This window comes from Burkholderia cepacia (genome assembly GCF_001718835.1).
In the GTDB taxonomy this organism is placed as follows: Bacteria; Pseudomonadota; Gammaproteobacteria; order Burkholderiales; family Burkholderiaceae; genus Burkholderia; species Burkholderia cepacia_F.
Genome location: NZ_CP013442.1, coordinates 680,846 through 700,900, shown reverse-complemented (window position 1 = coordinate 700,900; position 20,055 = coordinate 680,846). Strand labels below are relative to the sequence as shown.

The window sequence follows — 20,055 nt, the reverse complement described above, 5'->3', positions numbered from 1 at the left end:
CACAACGGATCTGCGAGAAGGTCACCGCAAATTTCTACCTTTGCATCTCCGACATCCATTCTCGACACGTCCACCAAACAGCCGGGCAATACGGCCCAACGTGAACACGAAGGCACGTCCGTGACTCACCACAGGCGATCCTGCACACAGCTCCCGAAAATCCTCACCGTTCCCGGGCTCCATGGACGCTCACGAATGTCGCGATCCGGACGGACAAGCCGGACGAGCAATCGTCCCAAAGCTTTGGGTGGTCGTTTATGGGAAGACGTCAATCGAGGGAACGTGACCGAGATCAACGATGCCGTCACGCCATGACGATGCACCATGCGGCGGTTTCCATATCGCCACTGGTGCGGCGACGCAGTTATGATTCACAGGCCCCGATCGACGTATCAGCGTTTCGGTCGCAGGGGGATATCTCGACGTACTTCAATCTGTAATCAATCAGAAGAAGGAGTTCACGGATGCGTATCCAAACCAGAAGGCTCACGCTCGTCGCTGCCGCTGCGGCGCTCCTCATCGGCGGCGCGGCACCGGCGTATGCGCAGGCGCCGGCCAGCGAACCCGCGGCGCAGGCGCAGGATGCCAAGGCGGCGAAGGCGCAGGCACGCAAGGAAGCTCGCGCGAGACACAAGGCCGAGCGCAAGGCCGCGCGCGCGAAGAACAATGCCGAGCTGAAGAAACTCGAAGACGCGGGATACAAGCCGGCGGCCAATGATCCGAACTATCCGCAGAACCTGCAGAACGCGGAGAAGAAGGCAGGGGCCGCTGCCGGCGCGAGCCAGTAAGCATTCTCCGGGCGCGTGCGCCGTGCGATGACGGCACGGTGCGCCGCTTGCCGTCGCCATGCGAAGTGAAAGCGTGACTCCGCCCGCGCCTGACCGCGCGTCATTTCTGCGTCAGGCGTCGCGCGGAGCCGACGCGCCGCCCGCCAGTTTCAGCCAATCCATGAAAGCGCGTACCGCGCCGTCTTCCGCACGCGCCGCGGCCACATAGATGAAATAGCGCCACGGCGGCAGCGCCGGTTCGCCGAACGGCTGCACGAGCCGACCTTCGGCGATGTCGTCCGCGACGAGCGCGATCGGCCCCATCGCGACGCCGAGCCCGTCGAGCGCACCCTGGAGCGTCAGGTAGAAATGCTCGAGCGTGAGCGAGTGGCGCGGCACGAGATTCGGATGTCCGGCTGCCGCGAGCCATTCAGGCCACATGCCGGGATAGGTGGCCGCGTGCAGCAGCGTGAAGTGCTCGAGATCCGCGGGTTGCCTCAGCGGCCGTCCGTCGAGAAGCCGCGGCGCACACACGGGCAGCCGCACCTCGGAAAGAAACTCCTCGGCAACGTAGCCGTCGATGGCCTGCGGCCCGCCGCGAATGATCACGTCCACGACGTCGCGCAGCTTGTCGATCGGCTCGTTCGACGTCGACAGCCGTACCTCGATGGCTGGATGGGCGACCTGAAACGACGACAGCTTCGGCACCAGCCAGCGCAACGAAAACGTCGCAGGCGCACTGACGCGCAGCACCCCATGGCGTCCTCGCTGAAGCTGCTGCGCGGTGGCGAGCGCGATCCGGTCGAACGACGCACCGACCTCGGCCAGGTAGACCCGTCCGGCCTCCGTCAGCTCCACCCGCCGGTTATGGCGTTCGAACAGCGGCCGTCCGAGCCAAGCCTCCAGTTGCTGAACGTGCCGGCTGATCGCGCCGTGGGTCACGCACAGTTCGTCGGCGGCCAGCGTGAAGCTGCCGTGGCGCGCGGCGGCTTCGAACGCGCGCAGCGAATTCAGCGGAGGAAGGGTTCGGCGCATTGCATCCGTTCGTGTGAGTTTATGTCACGCAGTATCTCAGGTTTAATCGTTTGATCGTCAAGTACCGCTGCGCCAATATGCGATGCGGGCGGCTCGCGGAGACCGCCAAGTGTTGAAATTTCTCACATGGAGTGCGGAGCATGCCGAACGTGGTGGTCGTGGGCGCCCAATGGGGCGACGAAGGTAAGGGACGTGTCGTAGACTGGCTGGCGGCACAGGCCGATCTCGTCGCGCGCTACAACGGCGGCCACAACGCGGGTCATACGCTGGTTGTCGGCGGCAAGACATACAAGCTCGCGCTCCTGCCGAGCGGCATCGTGCGCGGCAAGCGCGGCGTGATCGGCAACGGCGTGGCGCTCGATCCGGAAGCCTTGCTCGCGGAAATCGCGCGGATGGCCGAACTCGGGCTGTCGGTGACGCCGGACAACCTGTCGATCGCCGAGAACGCGACGCTGGTGCTGCCGATCCACCGGGCCGTCGATCGTGCACAGGAGCAGTTGCGCCGCGAGCCCATCGGCACCACGCTGCGCGGGATCGGGCCGGCCTACGAGGACAAGGTCGGCCGCCGGGGGCTGCGGGTCTGCGATCTGGCCGATCCGGACGGACTCGCTCACAAGCTCGACGCGCTGCTCGATCATCACAATGCGTGGTTTCGTGGCCTGGGCCTCGACACGTGGTCACGCGATGCGATGCTGGCGACGCTCGCCGACCTCGCGCCCAAGGTGCTGCCGTTCGTGCGGCCGGTGTGGGCCGACCTCAACGACGCGCACGACCAGGGCAGGAAGATCCTGTTCGAGGGGTCTCAAGCCGTGATGCTGGACATCGACTGGGGCACGTATCCGTTCGTGACGTCATCCGGCACCGTCGCATCGGCAGCGGCGGCCGGTACGGGGCTCGGCGCGTCGAAGCTCGGCCATGTGCTGGGCGTGACCAAGGCCTATGCGACCCGCGTCGGCGGCGGGCCATTCGTCACGGAGCTTGCCGACGAGGCCGGCGAGCGGCTGCGGGAGCGCGGGCGCGAGTACGGCGTGAATACCGGCCGGCCGCGCCGCTGCGGATGGCTCGATGCCGCGCAGTTGCGTCAGGCGGTCAGGATTTCGGGCATCGATTCGCTGGCGCTCACCAAGCTCGACGTGCTCGACGGTTTCGACGTGATCCGGCTCGGCGTCGGCTACGAGCTCGACGGAAAGCGCATCGATCATCTGCCCGCGAGCCTCGCTGCGCTGGCCCGCGCGAAGCCGGTCTACGAGCAGTTCGACGGGTGGGCCGGCACGGTCGCCGGAAAACGGCGGCTCGGCGACCTGCCGCAAGCGGCGCGCCGCTTCGTCGAACGCGTCGAAGCGGTCGCGGGCGCACCGGTTGCGATGATCACGACCGGCGCGGAGCGCGACGACACGATCGTGTTGCGCAATCCGTTCGAGTCGTCCGCGCGCGCATAGCACGCCGCTGGCAACCCGGTCGCCCACGCCGGTCGCACCGTCAGGAGTCCGGCCGAGCGGGCGTGTGACCACATCGGCGATGCGTCGTCCGGAAGCGTCGGCTTGACCACCGCGGCCGGGATCATGCCGAACTGGACACGTCCGCACCGCTGCTGTACTGTTCCGCACAATTCGTGCCGAAGCGGAATGCGCACGCGTGTGCGTGCGTGGATGTCCCGCTTCGGAGCGACGCCGTCGGCGGCGTGCGCAGCAACGCTCGCGCTGCGGCGATACAGGCACGGTCCCGGCCTCGCGCATCGCGACGCGCCCGGGCCGCATGGCGCGACGTGATCTCAATCCCGGGGACAGGTCGATGGACACGTTACAGATGATGCGCATTTTCGTCCGGGTTGCGGAGGAGGGCAGCTTCACGAGCGCGGCCCAGCGCCTGGACATCACGACGGCCTATGCATCGCGGTCGGTCGCGCAGCTCGAGACCCATCTGCGCACGCGCCTGCTCAACCGCAGCACGCGCCGCATCGCACTGACCGACGCCGGGCAGCGTTATCTCGACCGCTGCCAGCGGGTGCTCGCCTATATCGACGAGGCCGAGGCGGAAGCGGCGGACGCGCAGGCGAAGCCGTCCGGACGGCTGCACGTTCATGCGACGACGAGCTTCGGCCAGGCCTACGTGGTGCCCGCGGTCGTGCGTTACCGGCAGCGTTATCCGTCGGTCGCGGTCGAGCTCACGCTGTCGCAGCACGTACCCGACATCATCGACGAAGGCTACGACGTGTCGCTGCAGTTGAGTGCGACGGAGCTTCCCGATTCGGGGCTCGTGTCGCAGCGGCTCGGCGAGGTGCACAGCGTGCTGTGCGCGTCGCCCGCGTACCTGCGCGAACACGGCACGCCGCAGACGATCAAGGACCTCGAAGCGCATGCCTGCCTGCAGATCGTCACGCCCGTATTTCCGCGCGATCGCTGGCATCTCGACGGCCCCGACGGCCGAGAGACCTTCGAGCTTCCGCTGCCCGACTTTCAGGTGAATGTCGCCGATGCGCTCGGCGCCGCATTGCGCGCCGGCCTCGGTATCGGTTCGCTGCCGATGTCGACCGCGGTGCCGGCACTGCGCAGCGGCGCGCTGGTGCGCGTGCTGCCCGACTACCGCTTGCAGAAGCTGACCGTCTACACGCTGTACGCATCGCGCCAGTATCTCGATGCGAAAATCCGCACGTTCGTCGATTTTCTGCGTGAATGCGTACCCGAAATGCTGGCCACCGACGAGGCTGCGCTGTGCGGTTCCGGTCAGCCTTGAGCCGGCGCGGCGCCGCCGTGACGGCGTCACGCGCGCCTTTGTTGCCATCATCCGCCGGCCGCATGCGCCCGGCCGGCAGACGACGATCACGCGTATCGCAACGCGCTTACTTCGGCTCGGTCGTCCACAGCGTGCGGCCGAGGAACGTGAGCGTCCGGTCCCATGCGATCTGCGACCATGCCGGATCGTATTGCGTGCCCGGCAGGCGGCCGGGGCCGACGGCCGTTTCGTTCGCGAACGCATGGTGCGCGAGATAGCGATGGAACGTGAAGTCGACGTTCGCGGCGCCCAGCTTCTTCTCGAGCGCATCGACCTGGTCAATCGCGAAGAACGCATCCTGCGTGCCCCAATGGCCCATCAGCGGCACCTTGAGCTTCGATGCGTCGATGTAGTCGAGCGGGGGCAGGCCGTACCACGCGATGCCGGCTGCCACGTCGGCGTTCTGCAGCGCGAGCAGGGTCAGTGCGCCGCCCATGCAGAAGCCGGTGACGGCGATGCGCGCGGCTCGCGTCTTCAGGTACTGCACCGCGCCGGGGATGTCCTGCGAGGCCGCGTCGCCGAAATCGAGCCCGGTCATCAGGTGGTGCGCTTCTTCTTCCTCGACCGTCGATTTGCCGCGATACAGGTCGGGCACGAGCGCGAAGTAGCCGCAGCGCGCGAGGCGATCCGCGACGCCGCGGATCTGGTCGTTCAGCCCCCACCATTCCTGGATGACGACGACCGCGGGCGCGCCTTCGGTCTTTGCCGGCGTGGCGAGATAGCCCTGCAGTTCCTGGCCGTCCGGGCGTCGAAACGTGATCATGGAACCGGATGTTTGAGACATGAAACCGCTCCTTTTCGAAAAATGCGCATGGGTACCGCTTCAGAACAGCCGGCGAGCGCGGCAGCGACCGGAATCTTCCCGGTGGCCTTCGCGACTTCCCCACGGCCGCTTCGGCCGGCTTCGTACTCGCCGGAATTCTATGCTCAAACGTGCCGGGTCTGCGCTCGTGATGATGGCGGTCGGCCGGCCCGGAACGTGGCCGTCGTCGGGGCGCGAGGTGCGGCCGCCGTGACGGCGCAGACTTTCATCGCTGCGCGCCGACCGGCCTGAATTCAAGCATTCCTGAATATTCGCGCGGAAACGGCTTTGTATGTCATGGCGCCGTTCGTTGCGAACATGCATGGCCGACAGTGAAAACACCACGCCCCCGACGATCGGGGGCGTGGTGTTCCGTCGTTCGACCGCGCTCGCGATGCGCGAGCGACGGGCGGGCTCAATGACCGAAGTAGACCGAGCCGGGGCCGCTCTGCGTGACCGTCACGACGTGGCCCGCGCGAACGCCGGCGGCTGCCTGCGCGCCATAGCCGGTTTCGTCGGCGTTGGTGACCCGCGTCTGCGCGGCCTGCAGCGTCGGCGACGGCTGGCTCGATTGGGCGAACGCGCCGTACGACGCGGACAGGGCAGTGGCTGCGACCACGGCGTAGATGAACGATTTCATGTCGACCTCCGGTTTCGTTGATTTCGCGCTTCACTGATTGTGCTGAGCGGTTGACTGCATCGTAGCGATGGCGATACCGGCCAGAAATACCGATTGCGGCGAAAAATTATTGCAATTGGGTTAACGATCCGCGATGGAGTCCGAGCTTTTCGGGGGATTGTTTGAAAGGCGTGGAATGATCGGGTTGTTACGTGACAAAGTCGGCATCGGCGATGCCGAACATTTCTCGCCGATCCGGCCACACGCTATCCCGCATCGCCAATAGTTCGGCAAAACGCCTATAATGATTGGGCAAATTGCCGAGGAGGACCCATGGCAACCATTGCTTTTCATCCTTCGGGCGTCGCGCATCCGCGTCAGGCCGAATTCACGATTCTCGAACAGCTGCTGGCGATCCGAGTCCGATCGGGGGCCGATCTTGCCGAGCTGGCGAGCGCGCGCGTCGACGTCTCGGTGATCGACCGGCTGTCCGAGCGCGGGCTGAAATCGGATGAACTGGCCTTCATCATTCCGCGCCGCACGCTGAGCCATCGTCGCCAGGCGCACGAACGCCTGTCGCCGGAGGAATCCGACAAGGCGATCCGTCTCGCGCGCATCGTCGCGCAGGCGACGGCCACGTTCGGCGACCAGGACAAGGCGATGGCGTGGCTGCGCAACGGGCTCCAGCGCTTCGGCGGCCGTACGTCGCTCGACATGGCGAGCACCGAGCATGGCGCGCGGCTCGTCGAGGAAGCCCTCACGCAGATCGACGAGGGGTATTTCGCTTGACGACGCTGTGGCGGATCAGCAATTTCGCCGACCTGAAAGGCATCGGCGGGTTGCGCGCCGGCGGGCGCTGGCATTTCGCCGGGCAGCCCGTCGTGTATCTCGCCGAGCATCCGGCGCTCGCGCTGCTCGAGACGCTCGTTCATTTCGAGATCGCCACGGTCGAGCAATTGCCGAGCGGATACCAGCTGCTGCGGGTCGAGGTGCCCGACTCGGTTGCGGTGGCCGAGATCGCCGAGCACGACGCACCGGCCGACTGGCGGACGAATCCCGACTGGACGAAGGGCGCGGGCACCGAGTGGCTGCACACGCAACCGAGCGCGCTGCTGCGCGTGCCGAGCGTCGTCGTGCCGCACGCGCACAACTTCCTGCTGAATCCACTTCACCCGGCCGTCGCCGAGATTCGCGTCGCGGAGATCTTGCAAACGCCATACGACAGCCGAATCCTGCGGCTGATCCAGCCGAAGCCGCAGGCGTGACCCCGCACGCGCCGCGCGGCTTGCCCGCCGGCTCGCGTGAAACCGGCATCGCATCGGCAGGCCGCTCGACGACGCGGACGACGTCGCACGCACGGCGCGCATGGCCGTTGGCCGGAACCGAGGGAATGCCATATCCCGTCGCCGCTTGCCGCATGCAGGTGCGGCACTAGAATGTGTAAGAGCAGGTTCCGGGCAGGGGAAGCGATCGTATGCGCTGCGCACATTGCGGATTCGACAACCCCGCCGGGGTCGGCTTCTGCGAGACCTGCGGGGCCGTGTTGACGCGCACCTGCCCGCGCTGCGGCCACGAGTCGGGCGCGTCCGCGAAGTTCTGCAGCGAATGCGGCGCGCCGCTGGCCGATGCGGGTCCGTCGCCGCGTCCGCGGCTGTCCGCCGGGCCTGCCGGTCCGTCCATGGCGCCGATCCATTACACGCCTCAGCACCTCGCCGAGCGCATCCTCGCGGAACAGGCGGCGATGGAAGCGCGCGGCGGAACCGCTGGCGAGCGCAAGACCGTCACCGCGCTGTTCGCGGACATGGCCGGCTCCACCGCGCTGATCCACGACCTCGATCCGGAAGAGGCCCACCGGCTGATCGAGCCGGTCGTCGCGCTGATGATGGAAGCCGTCCACTACTACGAAGGCTACGTGGCCAAGTCGCTCGGTGACGGCATCCTCGCGCTGTTCGGCGCACCGATCGCCCACGAGGATCATCCGCAGCGCGCGCTGTTCGCGGCGCTGCGCATGCAGCAGGCGATGCGCCGTCACAGCGACCGGATTCGTCTGGAGAAGGGCATCCCGCTGCAGATCCGCGTCGGCGTGCACACCGGCGAAGTCGTCGTGCGCTCGATCCGCACCGACGACCTGCACACCGACTACGATCCGGTCGGGCACACGATCCACATCGCATCGCGGATGGAAGGCATCGCGACGCCGTCGTCGATCCTCGTCAGCGAGTCGACCCACAAGCTGGCCGAAGGCTATTTCGAGTTCAAGGCGCTCGGCGCCACCCAGGTCAAGGGCGTGCCGGAGCCGCTGCCGGTGTACGAGGTGCTGGGGCTCGGCGCGCTGCGCACGCGGCTGCAGCTGGCCGCGCATCGCGGCCTCGCGCGCTTCGTCGGCCGCGACGCCGAACTCGATCACCTGCACGGCGCGTTGCAGCAGGCCGGCGCGGGGTGCGGGCAGGTCGTCGCGGTGGTCGGCGAGGCCGGCGTCGGCAAATCGCGGCTGTTCCACGAGTTCAAGGAGCGCTCGCGGCGCGGCTGCCTGCTGCTCGAGACTTTCTCGGTGTCGCACGGCAAGGCGTTCGCGTATCTGCCGCTGATCGAGCTGCTGAAGAACTATTTCCAGATCACTGCGCAAGACGACGAGCGCCGCTGCCGGGAAAAGGTGATGGGCAAGGCGCTGACGCTCGAGCGCAGCTTCGAGGAACTGGTGCCCTACCTGCTTTATCTGCTGGGCGTCGGCGACGGCGGACCGGCGCTCGCCGAGATGGACCCGCAGATTCGGCGCGAGCGCACCTTCGACGCGATCATCCGGCTGCTGGCGCGCGAGAGCCGCGACCAGCCGGTCGAGCTGCTGTTCGAGGACCTGCAATGGCTCGATCGGGAGACCGAAGCATTTCTCGCCTGCCTGATCGAGCGCGTCGAGCGCACGCGCATCCTGCTGCTCGTGAACTACCGGCCGGAGTACCAGCCGGTCTGGGAAGGCGCGGCGCATCGCACGCAATTGCGGCTCGAACCGCTGGGCCCGGCCGAGGCCCAGGGGCTGCTCGCCGCGCTGCTCGGCGACGATCCCACCCTCGCGCCCCTCGAGCAGCTGATCCTCGAAAACACGGAGGGCAATCCGTTCTTCATGGAGGAAGTGGTCCAGACGCTCGTCGAGGAACACGCGCTGCTCGGCGAGCCGGGGCGCTACCGGATCGAGCGGATTCCGGCCGCGCTGCATATTCCGACGACCGTGCAGGGCGTGCTGGCCGCCCGCATCGACCGGCTCGCGATCGACGAGAAGGAGTTGCTGCAGACGCTCGCGGTGATCGGCAAGGAGTTTCCGTTCAGCCTGATCCGCCGCATCTGCGACGGCCAGGCCGCGCGGACGGACGACGATCTGCGCCGTCTGCTGGCACGGCTGGAGGCCGCGGAATTCATTTACGAGCGGCCTGCGTTTCCCGAGGTCGAGTATTCGTTCAAGCATGCGCTGACGCAGGAAGTCGCCGGGCACTCGCTGCTCACCGAGCGGCGCAGCGCGCTGCACGAGCGCACCGCGCAGGCGATCGAGGCGCTGTTCCCGACCCGCATCGCGGATTACTGCAGCGAACTCGCGCACCACTACCGGCTGAGCGGCAACGTGCCGAAAGCCGTCGAGTACCTGTACCGCACCGGGCAGCAGGCGCTCCAGCATTCCGCGCAGCCGGACGCGATGCGTCACCTCGGCGCGGCGCTGGAATTGCTCGAGCGCCTGCCCGATACGCCCGAGCGCGCGCATCAGGAACTGACGCTGCGGATCGCGCTGGGACCGGCGTTGATGGCGGTCCGCGGCTACGGCGCGCCGGACGTCGCGGCGAACTACACGCGCGCACTGGCGCTGTGCGAGCAGATCGGCGAGACATCCCAGCTCTTTTTGGTGCAGCTCGGGCTGAGGACGCATTACCACTTGCGCGCGGAGTATGCGACTGCCCGCGAGATCGGCGACCGGATGTTGCGCATGGCGCGTCAGGCGAAGCATCCGGGGCTGCTCGTGGAGGCGCATCTCGCGCTGTCGGCCAGCCTGTTCTTCGAAGGCGAGCTCATGCGCGCCCGGGCTCACGGGGAACGGGCGCTGGCGTTGCTCGACGCCGAACCGCGTACCGGGCCCGCGTTCGCCGGCACGATCGATCCGGGCATCCGCAGCCTGAATTTCCTCGCGTGGACCCTGTGGCATCAGGGCTGCGCGGATCAGGCGAACCTGCGCTGCCGGCAGGCGCTCGCGCGGGCCCGGCAGGTCGCTCACGTTCCGACGCTGGCGCTGACGCTCGCGTACGCGGCCCAGCTTCGTCAATTCCGGCGCGAAGCCGACGCGGCGCGCGAGCACGCCGAAGCGCTGATGACGCTCGCGACCGAGCAGGGGCTGCCGTTCTGGCATGCGTGGGGCGCGGTCCTGCGGGGCTGGGCGATGAGCGAGCAGGGCGACCTCGCGAACGGGATCGCGCAGATGCGCGCGGGCCTCGACGGCTACCGCGCGACCGGCGCCGCGATGGGCTGCACACACTTCCTCTCGCTGCTCGCGCAGAGCTGCGCACGCGCCGGCGCTCCGGCGGCGGGCCTCGCTGCGATCGACGAAGCGATGGCGCTGGCGGCGCGCACCGGAGAGCGCTGCTACGAAGCGGAGCTGCATCGACTCAAGGCGTCGCTGCTGCTCGGCGCGGCGGGCAGTGCGGATGACGCCGAGGACTGTCTTTGGCGTGCGATCGACGTCGCGCGCCGCCAGCGTGCCCGTTCGTTCGAGCTGCGCGCGGTGCTGAGCCTCGCGCGCGTGTGGCAAGGCCAGGGCCGGACGGCCGACGCGTGGCGGATGGTGTCCGAGGCGTACCGCGGATTTACGGAAGGTTTCGATACGGCCGACTTGCGCGAGGCCGCCGCGCTGCTCGACCAGCTGGCTTCGAACGGCGGGTGAGCCGCACGCGCTGAAGCGCATCGGCGACGCATGCGCGTGCGGCCGGCGCAAACCGGCATCATCACGGGAGACCGAAGATGGCCACGAGGAGCGAAAGGCACGGCGGACGTGACGAACGCAAGCCGGTCGCGCTGGCGTTGCAGGGCGGCGGCATGCACGGCGCGTTCACGTGGGGCGTGCTGGATCGCCTGCTCGAGGACGGCAGGCTGTCCATCGAAGGCGTCAGCGCGACCAGCGCCGGCGCGATGAATGCCGCTGTGCTCGCGCATGGCCTGCTGCAGGGCGGCGAGGCTGCCGCTCGCGGCGCGCTGCACGATTTCTGGCGCGCGGTCGCGGAGTCGGCCGAGCAATACAATCCGCTGCGCTGGATGCCCTGGCTGAAGGGCACGCACAGCTTCGGGCTCGACCATTCGCCGCTGTATGCGTTCGCGGACATGGTGCTGCGGATCTTCTCGCCGTACCAGTTCAATCCGCACAACCTGAACCCGCTGCGCGAGGTGCTGGAGCGGCACGTCGATTTCGACGGGCTGAGGAAGCGCTGCCCGATCGGCCTCTACCTGAGCGCGACCAACGTCGAGACCGGCAAGATACGGATCTTCTCGGGCGACGACGTCTGCGCGGAAGCCGTGCTGGCGTCGGCCTGCGTGCCGACCCTGTTCCAGGCGATCACGATCGACGGCCAGCACTACTGGGACGGCGGCTACATGGGCAATCCCGCGATCTATCCGCTGATCTACCACTGCGACACGCAGGACGTGGTGATCGTGCACATCAACCCGCTCGTTCGCCCGGGCGTGCCGGTGACGGCGGCGGACATCCTCAACCGCATCAACGAGATCAGCTTCAATTCGTCGCTGATGCGCGAGATGCGTGCGATCGCGTTCGTCACCGAACTGATCCAGCAAGGCAAGCTCGCCCGCGGCGAGATGAAGGAAATGCGGATTCACTCGATCCGCTCCGACGAAGCGATGTGCGCGCTCAGCGTCTCAAGCAAGTACAACGCGGACTGGGATTTCCTGTGCGGACTGCGCGACAACGGGCGGCGCGAGGCCCACGCATGGCTCGCGGAGAACTACCGGCATGTCGGCGAGCGATCGAGCATCGACATCCGCAAGGAATTTCTTTGAGCGGGCGCGGTGACGCGAGGGAACCGGGATGAGCCAGACACGGGCGCGCTTCGTCGCATTGTGGACCCGCAGCGGCGGCCTCGATGCCGACGCCGTCTATGCGGACCTTGCACGGTGCTATGGCGAAGCGGCGCGTCACTACCACACGCTGCGCCATATCCGCCGCTGCCTGCGCGATCTCGACCGGGCGCGCGGCGTGGTGCCGCATCCCGACAGCGTGGAGCTCGCGCTGTGGTGCCACGACGTGATCTATCGGCCCGGCGCCCGCGACAACGAGGCGCGCAGCGCCGACTGGTTCCGGCACTGGGCGGCGGGGCGCATCGCGGCGGGCGAGCGCATACGCGACATGATCCTGGCGACGCAGCACCACGTCGTGCCGGCGGAGCCGGATGTGCGCTTCGTGGTGGACATCGATCTCGCGGTGCTGGGCGCGACGCGCAGCCGTTTTCGCGAGGACGGGCTGCGGCTGCGCGCCGAGCGCCCGGACCTCGACGATCGCGCGTACGACCGCCAGGTCCGCGCGATCCTCGGCGAGCTGCTGGCGCGCCCGCGGATCTATTGCACCGATCTGTTCCACGCGCGCTGCGAAGCGCGCGCGCGCCGCAACCTGACGTGGCGGCTCGGCTTGCCGCCGCCTTGAGACGGTCGGGCGGCGCGCCGGGCCCTGCCCGGTCAGGAATAGTGTTCGATGAATAGGTCGGTGATGGCCTTGACCACGTCGTCGCCGACGTGAAGGGCGGCATCGTCGTCGTTGCCGTAGAAGGGCCCGACATGTCCGCCGAGCCAGCGCACGACCTCGAAGCTCGGCCAGTAGACGACGTCCGGATGCTTCGTGACGAACTCGTGGGCGACGACGCGCAGCGTCGATTTCGAAATGCAGTCCGCCTGCATCGCCGACTTGAATTCGAACGTGGTCTTCAACGGCACCGGGCTCACGGTAATCACGATCTTCACGTTCGGGTTCAACGTGCGCATGTACGATGCGATGTACTCGAGATTCTCCAGGTTCTCCTGCACCGTCGTGGTCCGGAAGTCGTACATTTCCGCGAAGGCGCGCGACGCGAACGTCGAGCTCGACGGCATCACGAACTCGCCGGACTGCCTGTCGAAGAAGGCCGGCGCCACGCCGAGCGTGTAGATGAACACGTTCGCCGCGGCCCAGCGCGCCCGCAATCCGTCCGGCGTGATATTCAGGGATGCGAACAGCTCGTCGAGCCGCTCGCGGCTCTGGCCCCGGCACTTGCCCTGCGCCCAGTCGACCATGCTCCGGTTCGCGAAGCTCGAATTGATGTGCTCGACGACTTCGAAGAAGTCGGCCCGATAGCCGCGCTCGATCAAGCGCGTGGCGATCTCGCGCGCGAAGCACGAGCCGAGCGTGAAGAACCGCGTGTCTGCGCTGACGAAACGCTGCTTCGGCAAATCCTTGAGCAGGGTTGAACGGATGACGCTTGCGAGATCGCCGCGCATTTCCTTCGTGGTCGGGTATTTCGCGCGGGCGATCGGTGCGCGCCGCTCCCCGGCCGACAGCACCTTGCGCGACAGCGCGAGGTCGTTGCGGTTCGCGATGTTCGGGCTGAGCGACTGCGCCTTGTCCAGCAGCGCGGCGGCTTCCTCCAGGTCGTCATCGGCGCGGATCTGCGAGAGATTCGCGTAATGCCCGGCATTGTCGGGATCGATCCGGATCAGCCAGCGATACGCGAATTCCGCATCGTCCTGCGGGCCGACGTAGCTGGCCGCCGTCGCGAGCATTTCGAGGCAAAGCTTGAGCTGCGGCCATTGCGCCGCGTTCGGCGAGTTTTCGACCAGGCCGAGCGCTTGTCTGGCGTGATCGCGCCGCACCGCCCAGCTCTTGTGGAAGCCGGGAATCTGCAGCGCGCGAAAGCAGCCGAGAAAGAAGATCGTGTCCGGATCGTGCGGATTGTGCGACGCGGACCTGTTCAGGAACTTGACCGCGTTGCCGAGATCGCGCGCCTGCCCGTAGAGGATGCCGAGGAGCATGTTGGCTTCCCAGTCCGTCTCGTCGGGTTCGCGCTCCAGCAGCGCGATGGCTTCATGCATGCCGCCTGTCCCGGCGAGGGTTCGCTGGGCGTGTTCCTTCCAACTCGTAATGTCCATGGGGATCTGGTGTCGCTTGGTGTACAAGACTTGTCGGCGGGATAACGGCAGCCCGCGAGTCCAACTTTAGGACGGTGGGCGTCACGCGGTGGTCGCACCGCGATGGTTCGCGCCGCGCGCGCCATGCTTAAATAGCGGGGCCGATCTCAACCGGCGGCCGGTTTGACTGCGCCGGTTGCCGATGGCGGCCCCGTCCGATCGACATCGTGACGGCAACTGACACGAAAGTGCCGCGCCCGGGCCCCGGCGTGGACCGATAACATTCCGAGAATTGATGACCATGACTGTCCTGTTCCGTCTTCTCGCGCTCGCCTGCGCGCTCTGGCTGGCCGCCTGCAGTTCGTCGCCGCTGCCGCCCGCCGGCACCGCTTCTTCCGCCGCACCGGACGCCGGCGAGCGTCGTGGGCTCGGCACTGCATGGGGCGAGTCGGTGCGATCCGAGACGCGCCACGTCGATTTCAAGCGCGCGAACCCGACCACGCCGACCGACGTGACGTCTGTCTACTACAACGACGCGCTGCCCGGACGTCCGGCCGCCGCAACGTTGCGTACGCTGCCGACGCGGGTCGCGCTCGCGAACGGCGACGTCGCGCTGTCGTTCGCGGACGAGCGCGGCGTGCCGCTGCGTCTCGCGCGCAGTAACGGCCGCTGGCACATGGCGGGCGTCGAAGGCTCGCGCTACATGATCGTGCTGCGCAACCAGGGGCGCCGTACGTTCGAAGTCGTGTCGACCGTCGACGGGCTCGACGTGCTGTCGGGGCGGCCGGGCAGCTATACGAACGGCGGTTACGTGCTGTATCCGGGCCGCACGCTGACGATCGAAGGCTTCCGCAAGAGCCAGGACAAGGTGGCGGCATTCCGTTTCGCGGCGGTGCCCGACAGCTACGTCGCGAACTCGAAATACGGCGATTCGGCGAACGTCGGCGTGATCGGCGTCGCGCTGTTCGCGCAGAAGGAGAACGAAGAGGAAGCGCTGCGCCGCAACGCGAATCCGTTCCCCGGCAATGACAACGGCTATGCTCCGCCGCCGGTGCCGCGCGGCGAGTGACCGGCGCGGCGTCGTGTGCGGCAGCGGCGAATTGACCACTACAATCTGCCGGTTGACGCCGGTGCAACGCGCACTGGCCATTCCCCGCTACGCATCAAAGGAATCTTCGTGAAGTTCATCCACGCGGCAGACATACACCTTGACAGCCCGTTGCACGGCCTGAGCGCGTATCCCGACGCGCCGGCCGCGCAGTTGCGCAATGCGTCGCGCGAGGCGCTGCGGCAACTCGTGGATCGTGCGATCGAAGAGGAAGTCGCGTTCCTCGTGATTGCCGGCGACCTGTACGACGGCGACTGGAAGGATCACAACACGGGCATCTTCTTTGGCCAGCAGATGGGGCGCCTGCGCAAGGCCGGCATCCGTGCGTTCGTCCTCGGCGGCAACCACGATGCCGAAAGCGAGATGACGAAGAAGCTGACGCTGCCCGACAACGTCACCGTGTTCGGCCACCGCAAGGCGGAAGTCCATCGCCTGCCCGAATTCAACGTGGCGCTGCACGGGCAGAGCTTCAAGGACAAGGCCGTCGTCGACAATCTCGCGATCGGCTATCCGGACCCGGTGCCCGGTTACTACAACATCGGCGTGCTGCATACGGCGCTCGAAGGCCATGCGGCGCACGCGAACTATGCGCCTTGCACGCTGGCCGAACTCCACGCGAAAGGCTACGACTACTGGGCGCTCGGCCACGTGCACGAATTCCAGCAATGGTCGGGGCCGTCCACCGTGGTGTTTCCCGGCAACCTGCAGGGGCGCCATATCCGCGAGACAGGCCGCCGCGGCGCGGTGCTCGTGACGGTCGAGCAAGGCCGCACGCAGGTCGAGCGTCTGTATCTCGACGTGCTGCGCTGGGAAGCCGTGTCGGTCGACGCGTCCGATTGCCTGACCGTCGCCGACCTGTCGAGAAAGATCGGCCAGTCGCTGGAAGCGCTGCTGACCGTCGACGGCCATGTGCCGCGCGCAGTGCGCGTGACGGTCGCGGGGCGTACGCCTGCCCACGGCCTCTTTTTCGGGCGCGCGCCGCAGTTGCGCGCGGAGGTGCTGAACCAGATCGGCATCATCGGCAACGAGCGGTTGTGGCTCGAGAAGGTCAAGGTCGCGACGTCCGCGATGGACCTGTCGCATGGCGAGACCGAGCAGCTCGAAGCGCTCGAGGACCTGAAGCAGATCCTGACCGATGCCGCGCGCGATCCGGGTTTCCTCGAGCTGCTCGAACGCGACCTGAAGCCGTTCGTCGGCAAGGTGCGCAGCGACGTGAAGGAAGAGGTGCCGCTGCTGTCGCTGGCGCGGTCCGGCGAGCTGACGGCACTGGTGCAGCAGGTCGGGCCCGCGTTGCTTGCGCGGCTGGCGAGAGGGGAGTAAGCGATGCGGATCAACCGGCTCGATCTGATCAAGTACGGCAAGTTCACCGACGCGGCGCTCGGCTTTCCGCGCGCGGACCACGATTTCCATGTGATCGTGGGGCCGAACGAGGCCGGCAAGTCGACGATCCGCACGGCCGTGTCGGAGCTGCTGTTCGGGATGAAGCTGCAGACGCCGCTCGATTTCCTGCACAGCACGCCGGAACTGCGGATCGGCGGCGTGCTCGAAGGTGCGGCCGGCGAGATGGCGTTCCATCGCGCGAGAGGCCGCACGCCGCTGCGCACGCCGGCCGACGAGCGGCTTCCGGACGACTATCTGGCGGCCGTCCTCGACGGCGCGAGCAAGGAATTCTTCGAGCAGATGTTCGGGCTCGATCACGGGCGCCTGGTCGACGGCGGCCGGAGCATTCTCGACGCATCCGACAAGCTCGGCCAGGTGCTGTTCGAATCGGCCGCCGGGGTCGGCAGCCTCGGGCCGGTGCGCGAGGAGCTCGATGCGCGTGCGGTCGAGCTGTGGGCGCCGCGTCGCAGCGGCAGCGCGTTCGCGCTGGCCGAAACGTCGTTCAACGAAGCCGTGACCGAGCTGAAGACGGTTCAGGTGCGCACGCGCGACTGGGTCGAACGCAAGGACGCGCGCGAAGCGGTCGAACAGCAGATCGAGCAGGCGCGCGCGGAACAGCGCCGGCTCGAAGCGCTGCGCTCGAAGCTCGAGCGCGTGCGGCGGCTGGCGCCGTACCTCAAGGAGCTGACGGTCAAGGACGCGGCGCTGGCGGAGCTGGGCGCGGTCGTCGAGTTGCCGCCCACCGCGTATGCAGATCTGTTGAAGGCGCAGGGCGATCTCGCGGCCGAACAGAAGGTGCTGGAAGAGCGGCGCGCCGATCTCGCCGGCAAGCGGCACGCGCGCGATGCGATCGTCGCGGACGGCGACGTGCTCGCGCTGTCCGCCGACATCGAAGCGCTCGATCGGCTGCGCGGCGCGTGCATGAATCACGCGCAGGATCTGCTGCTGCTCGGTGCGGACGTCGAGCGGCACCTGCTGGCCGCATTCGGCGCCGCGGCGCAGCTCGGATGGCCGACGGACGAAGCGTCGCTGCGTGCGTCGCTGCCGACGGCGCTGTCGCTGAAGACCGTGGCCAACCTGTTGCGCGAACACGGTGCGCTGCACCAGGCGCTGGCCGGCACGCGCGAATCGCTCGACGAGAAGGTGCGCGAGCTTGCGCAACTGAAGGACCAGCTCGATCGACTGTCGACGGTCGAGGCGCCCGAGGCGCTGCGCATCGCGCTCGCCGACGCGCAGGGCTTCAGGAACAGCGCATCGCGGGAACAGGTGCTCGAGCGCGAGGTCGCGCTGGCGGAGCGCGCGCTGACGGACGCGCTCGACGGGCTCGGGCAGTGGCGCAAGCCCGTGGCGGCGCTGCGCACGCTCGACCTGCCGTCGACGGCACGGCTCGTCGCGTGGCAAAAGGACGACAACGAGCATGCGGGCGCGGTCGCGGCGGTGCGCGACGCGCTGGATCATGCTCGCGAAGAGCTCGAACGGCTCGAACTGCACGAGAAGCACTTCGCGGAGAACCACAAGGTCGTCACGACCGCCGACGTGCTGGCGGCGCGTGCGCGGCGCGACGGCGCATGGGGCGACATCAAGCGCGGCGCGGTCGGCCTCGACGCCGGCGCGCCGGCGGTCGACGACGCGATCCGGCTCGCGGACGAGCTCGTCGATTCCCGGCTCGGCACGACGCAGGCGGCGGCGACGTTGCAGTCGCTGCGTCAGCAGGTCGAATCCGCGCGTGCGGGCGTGACGCGCAGGCAGGCCGCGCTGGCCGAGCGCGAGCAGGAGCTGTCCGCGCACCGGGACGCGTGGACGCGGCTCGCGACGGCCGCCGGCGTGCCGGGCATGCCGCTCGCCGACATGAACGACTGGCTGGCGAAGCGCGACGCGGTGTTCGCCGCGCAGGCCGAATACGAGCGTCAGGCGCATGAGCTCGAATCGACGCGCGCCGCGCGCGTGGCGGCCGAGGCGGCGCTGCAGTCCACATTGCGGGCTGTTTCGCGCGACAGCGACGACGGGCTCGCGGCGCTCGTCGCTGCCGCGGAGTCGTTCGTGCAGTCGGCGGAGAAATCGATCGCGCAGCAGGGCAGCCTCGAGGATCAGGTGCGTCAGGTCGAGCGCGCGCGTGCGGGCGCACAGGCGAAAGCCGATCACGCACAGGCGGCCTACGATGCGTGGCACGCGCAGTGGCGCGAGGCGCTGGCGGACGCGCGGCTCACCACGAGCGCTGTGACGCTTGCGGCGGCGGAGGGCGCGGTCGAGCTGGCGAACGCCGTCGCCGCCGAACTGGCCGCCGCAGACGCGCCGCGCAGCCGCATCGCCGCGATCCGCGCGGAACTGGCCGCGCTGGAACGCGACGCGCGGCGCCTGGCCGAAGTGCTCGATCCCGAGCTGCTGGCCGCCGGCAACTGGCCGGAAGTCGCGCGCCGGCTGACGGCGCGGCTCGCGGCCGCCACGGAGACCGCGAAAGCGATCGAACGGGCCGACGACGCGATCCGGCACGCCGAGGGCAAGGTGGCCGATGCCGTTGCCGCGGTTGCGGGCGCGGACGCCAGGATTCAGCCGCTCCTCGAGATGGCCGGCGTGGAGGCGATCGACGCGGCGCTGCCGCTCGCGGAGCGCTCCGACCGGCATCGTCAGCTGCGGCAGTCGCTCGATGCGGCGCAGGAGGCGCTCGTGCGGGATGGCGACGGTCTTTCGCAGGAAGCGATCGAGGCCGAGATCGCGGAACAGGACCTCGCCGACGTGCCGGCGCTGCTCGAATCGGCCAAGCAGGCGCTGGGCGATGTCGGCAAGCGGCTTAACGAGCTTGCGCAGAAACAGGTGGTCGCGGAGCAGGCGTTCGGCGCGATCGACGGCCAGGCGAACGCGGCCGTTGCCGAGTCGAAACGGCAGGAAGCGCTGGCGGCGATGGGCGATGCAGCCGAGCAGTACCTGGAAGCGGCCACGGCGAGCCGGTTGCTGAAGTGGGCGACGGATCGCTATCGCGACCAGAAGCAGGGGCCGATGCTCCGGCGTGCGGGCGAGATCTTCGCCGGGCTCACGCTGGGCGAATTCGCGCGGCTGACCGTCGATACCGAACGGACGCCGCCCGCGCTCCATGCGAAGCGGACGAAGGGCGCGTCGGTCGAGGTGACCGGCATGAGCGAGGGGACGCGCGACCAGCTGTTCCTGGCGTTGCGGATCGCGGCGCTGGAACTGCAGCTCGGCAGCCGGACCGCGCTGCCGTTCGTCGCCGATGATCTGTTCATCAACTTCGACGACGCGCGCGCGAAGGCCGGCCTCGATGCGCTGCGCGATCTGTCGACGCGGACCCAGGTGCTGTTCCTGACGCACCACGATCACCTGCTGCCGCTGGTGAAGGCGGTGTTCGGCGAACGGGTCAACGTGGTGGCGCTGCAGCGCGAGCCCGTCGGCGCATAGGTTCGCACTTTCAACGACTCCGGGA

The 20,055-nt window shown here is 68.1% G+C and carries 15 protein-coding genes; 11 read left to right on the top strand and 4 right to left on the bottom strand.

Features of this window, described 5'->3' with window-relative positions; genetic code table 11:
- Positions 1–464: 464 nt before the first annotated feature.
- Positions 465–788, top strand: a complete 324-nt coding sequence (locus WT26_RS02700; RefSeq protein WP_069272124.1) for a hypothetical protein — start codon at positions 465–467, stop codon at positions 786–788.
- Between the two features lie 111 nt (positions 789–899).
- On the opposite strand, the gene gcvA is transcribed toward WT26_RS02700, so the two are convergent.
- Positions 900–1,802: a transcriptional regulator GcvA gene (gene gcvA, locus WT26_RS02695; RefSeq protein WP_069272123.1), complete on the bottom strand. Its 903-nt coding sequence runs from the start codon at positions 1,800–1,802 to the stop codon at positions 900–902.
- 140 nt (positions 1,803–1,942) lie between these two features.
- On the opposite strand from gcvA, the gene WT26_RS02690 reads away from it, so the two are divergent.
- Complete coding sequence (locus WT26_RS02690) at positions 1,943–3,241, top strand: adenylosuccinate synthase (protein WP_069272122.1); 1,299 nt, start codon at positions 1,943–1,945, stop codon at positions 3,239–3,241.
- Between the two features lie 352 nt (positions 3,242–3,593).
- Positions 3,594–4,535: a LysR family transcriptional regulator gene (locus tag WT26_RS02685; RefSeq protein WP_069272121.1), complete on the top strand. Its 942-nt coding sequence runs from the start codon at positions 3,594–3,596 to the stop codon at positions 4,533–4,535.
- Between the two features lie 106 nt (positions 4,536–4,641).
- Here the strand turns inward: WT26_RS02685 and WT26_RS02680 are convergent, their stop codons facing one another.
- Together WT26_RS02680 and WT26_RS02675 are read right to left on the bottom strand one after the other, a co-directional pair.
- Positions 4,642–5,358, bottom strand: coding sequence for a dienelactone hydrolase family protein (locus WT26_RS02680; RefSeq protein WP_069272120.1), 717 nt, complete (start codon positions 5,356–5,358; stop codon positions 4,642–4,644).
- A gap of 433 nt (positions 5,359–5,791) precedes the next feature.
- Positions 5,792–6,016, bottom strand: coding sequence for a purine-nucleoside phosphorylase (locus WT26_RS02675; protein ID WP_069269645.1), 225 nt, complete (start codon positions 6,014–6,016; stop codon positions 5,792–5,794).
- Positions 6,017–6,328: 312 nt separating this feature from the next.
- Here WT26_RS02675 and parS point away from each other — a divergent pair, with 312 nt between their 5' ends.
- From parS to WT26_RS02650, 5 genes are all read left to right on the top strand, one after another.
- Positions 6,329–6,784, top strand: a complete 456-nt coding sequence (gene parS, locus WT26_RS02670; RefSeq protein ID WP_069272119.1) for an antitoxin Xre/MbcA/ParS toxin-binding domain-containing protein — start codon at positions 6,329–6,331, stop codon at positions 6,782–6,784.
- Positions 6,781–7,260, top strand: a complete 480-nt coding sequence (locus WT26_RS02665) for an RES family NAD+ phosphorylase (protein WP_069272118.1) — start codon at positions 6,781–6,783, stop codon at positions 7,258–7,260. The genes parS and WT26_RS02665 overlap by 4 nt, the downstream gene beginning before the upstream one ends.
- Positions 7,261–7,469: 209 nt before the next feature.
- A complete protein-coding gene (locus tag WT26_RS02660) occupies positions 7,470–10,910 on the top strand; it encodes an adenylate/guanylate cyclase domain-containing protein (RefSeq protein ID WP_069269643.1) in 3,441 nt (1,146 codons plus the stop codon).
- A gap of 77 nt (positions 10,911–10,987) precedes the next feature.
- Positions 10,988–12,037, top strand: a complete 1,050-nt coding sequence (locus WT26_RS02655; RefSeq protein WP_045565968.1) for a patatin-like phospholipase family protein — start codon at positions 10,988–10,990, stop codon at positions 12,035–12,037.
- Positions 12,038–12,065: 28 nt separating this feature from the next.
- The gene (locus WT26_RS02650) at positions 12,066–12,677 is read left to right on the top strand and encodes a hypothetical protein (RefSeq protein WP_059585867.1); all 612 of its coding nucleotides are present in this window, start codon (positions 12,066–12,068) and stop codon (positions 12,675–12,677) included.
- Positions 12,678–12,709: 32 nt separating this feature from the next.
- Here the strand turns inward: WT26_RS02650 and WT26_RS02645 are convergent, their stop codons facing one another.
- Positions 12,710–14,095: a GSCFA domain-containing protein gene (locus WT26_RS02645; RefSeq protein WP_230461531.1), complete on the bottom strand. Its 1,386-nt coding sequence runs from the start codon at positions 14,093–14,095 to the stop codon at positions 12,710–12,712.
- A 337-nt stretch (positions 14,096–14,432) separates the two neighbouring features.
- On the opposite strand from WT26_RS02645, the gene WT26_RS02640 reads away from it, so the two are divergent.
- The 3 genes from WT26_RS02640 to WT26_RS02630 all read left to right on the top strand — a co-directional run bounded on the left by WT26_RS02640 (position 14,433) and on the right by WT26_RS02630 (position 20,030).
- The gene (locus WT26_RS02640; RefSeq protein WP_069272117.1) at positions 14,433–15,200 is read left to right on the top strand and encodes a hypothetical protein; all 768 of its coding nucleotides are present in this window, start codon (positions 14,433–14,435) and stop codon (positions 15,198–15,200) included.
- A gap of 108 nt (positions 15,201–15,308) precedes the next feature.
- Positions 15,309–16,559 carry a metallophosphoesterase family protein gene (locus WT26_RS02635; protein WP_069272116.1) on the top strand — a complete coding sequence of 417 codons (1,251 nt, stop codon included), beginning with the start codon at positions 15,309–15,311 and terminating at the stop codon, positions 16,557–16,559.
- A gap of 3 nt (positions 16,560–16,562) precedes the next feature.
- On the top strand, positions 16,563–20,030 hold the full coding sequence (locus WT26_RS02630) for an ATP-binding protein (RefSeq protein ID WP_069272115.1): 3,468 nt from the start codon (positions 16,563–16,565) through the stop codon (positions 20,028–20,030).
- Positions 20,031–20,055: the final 25 nt, after the last annotated feature.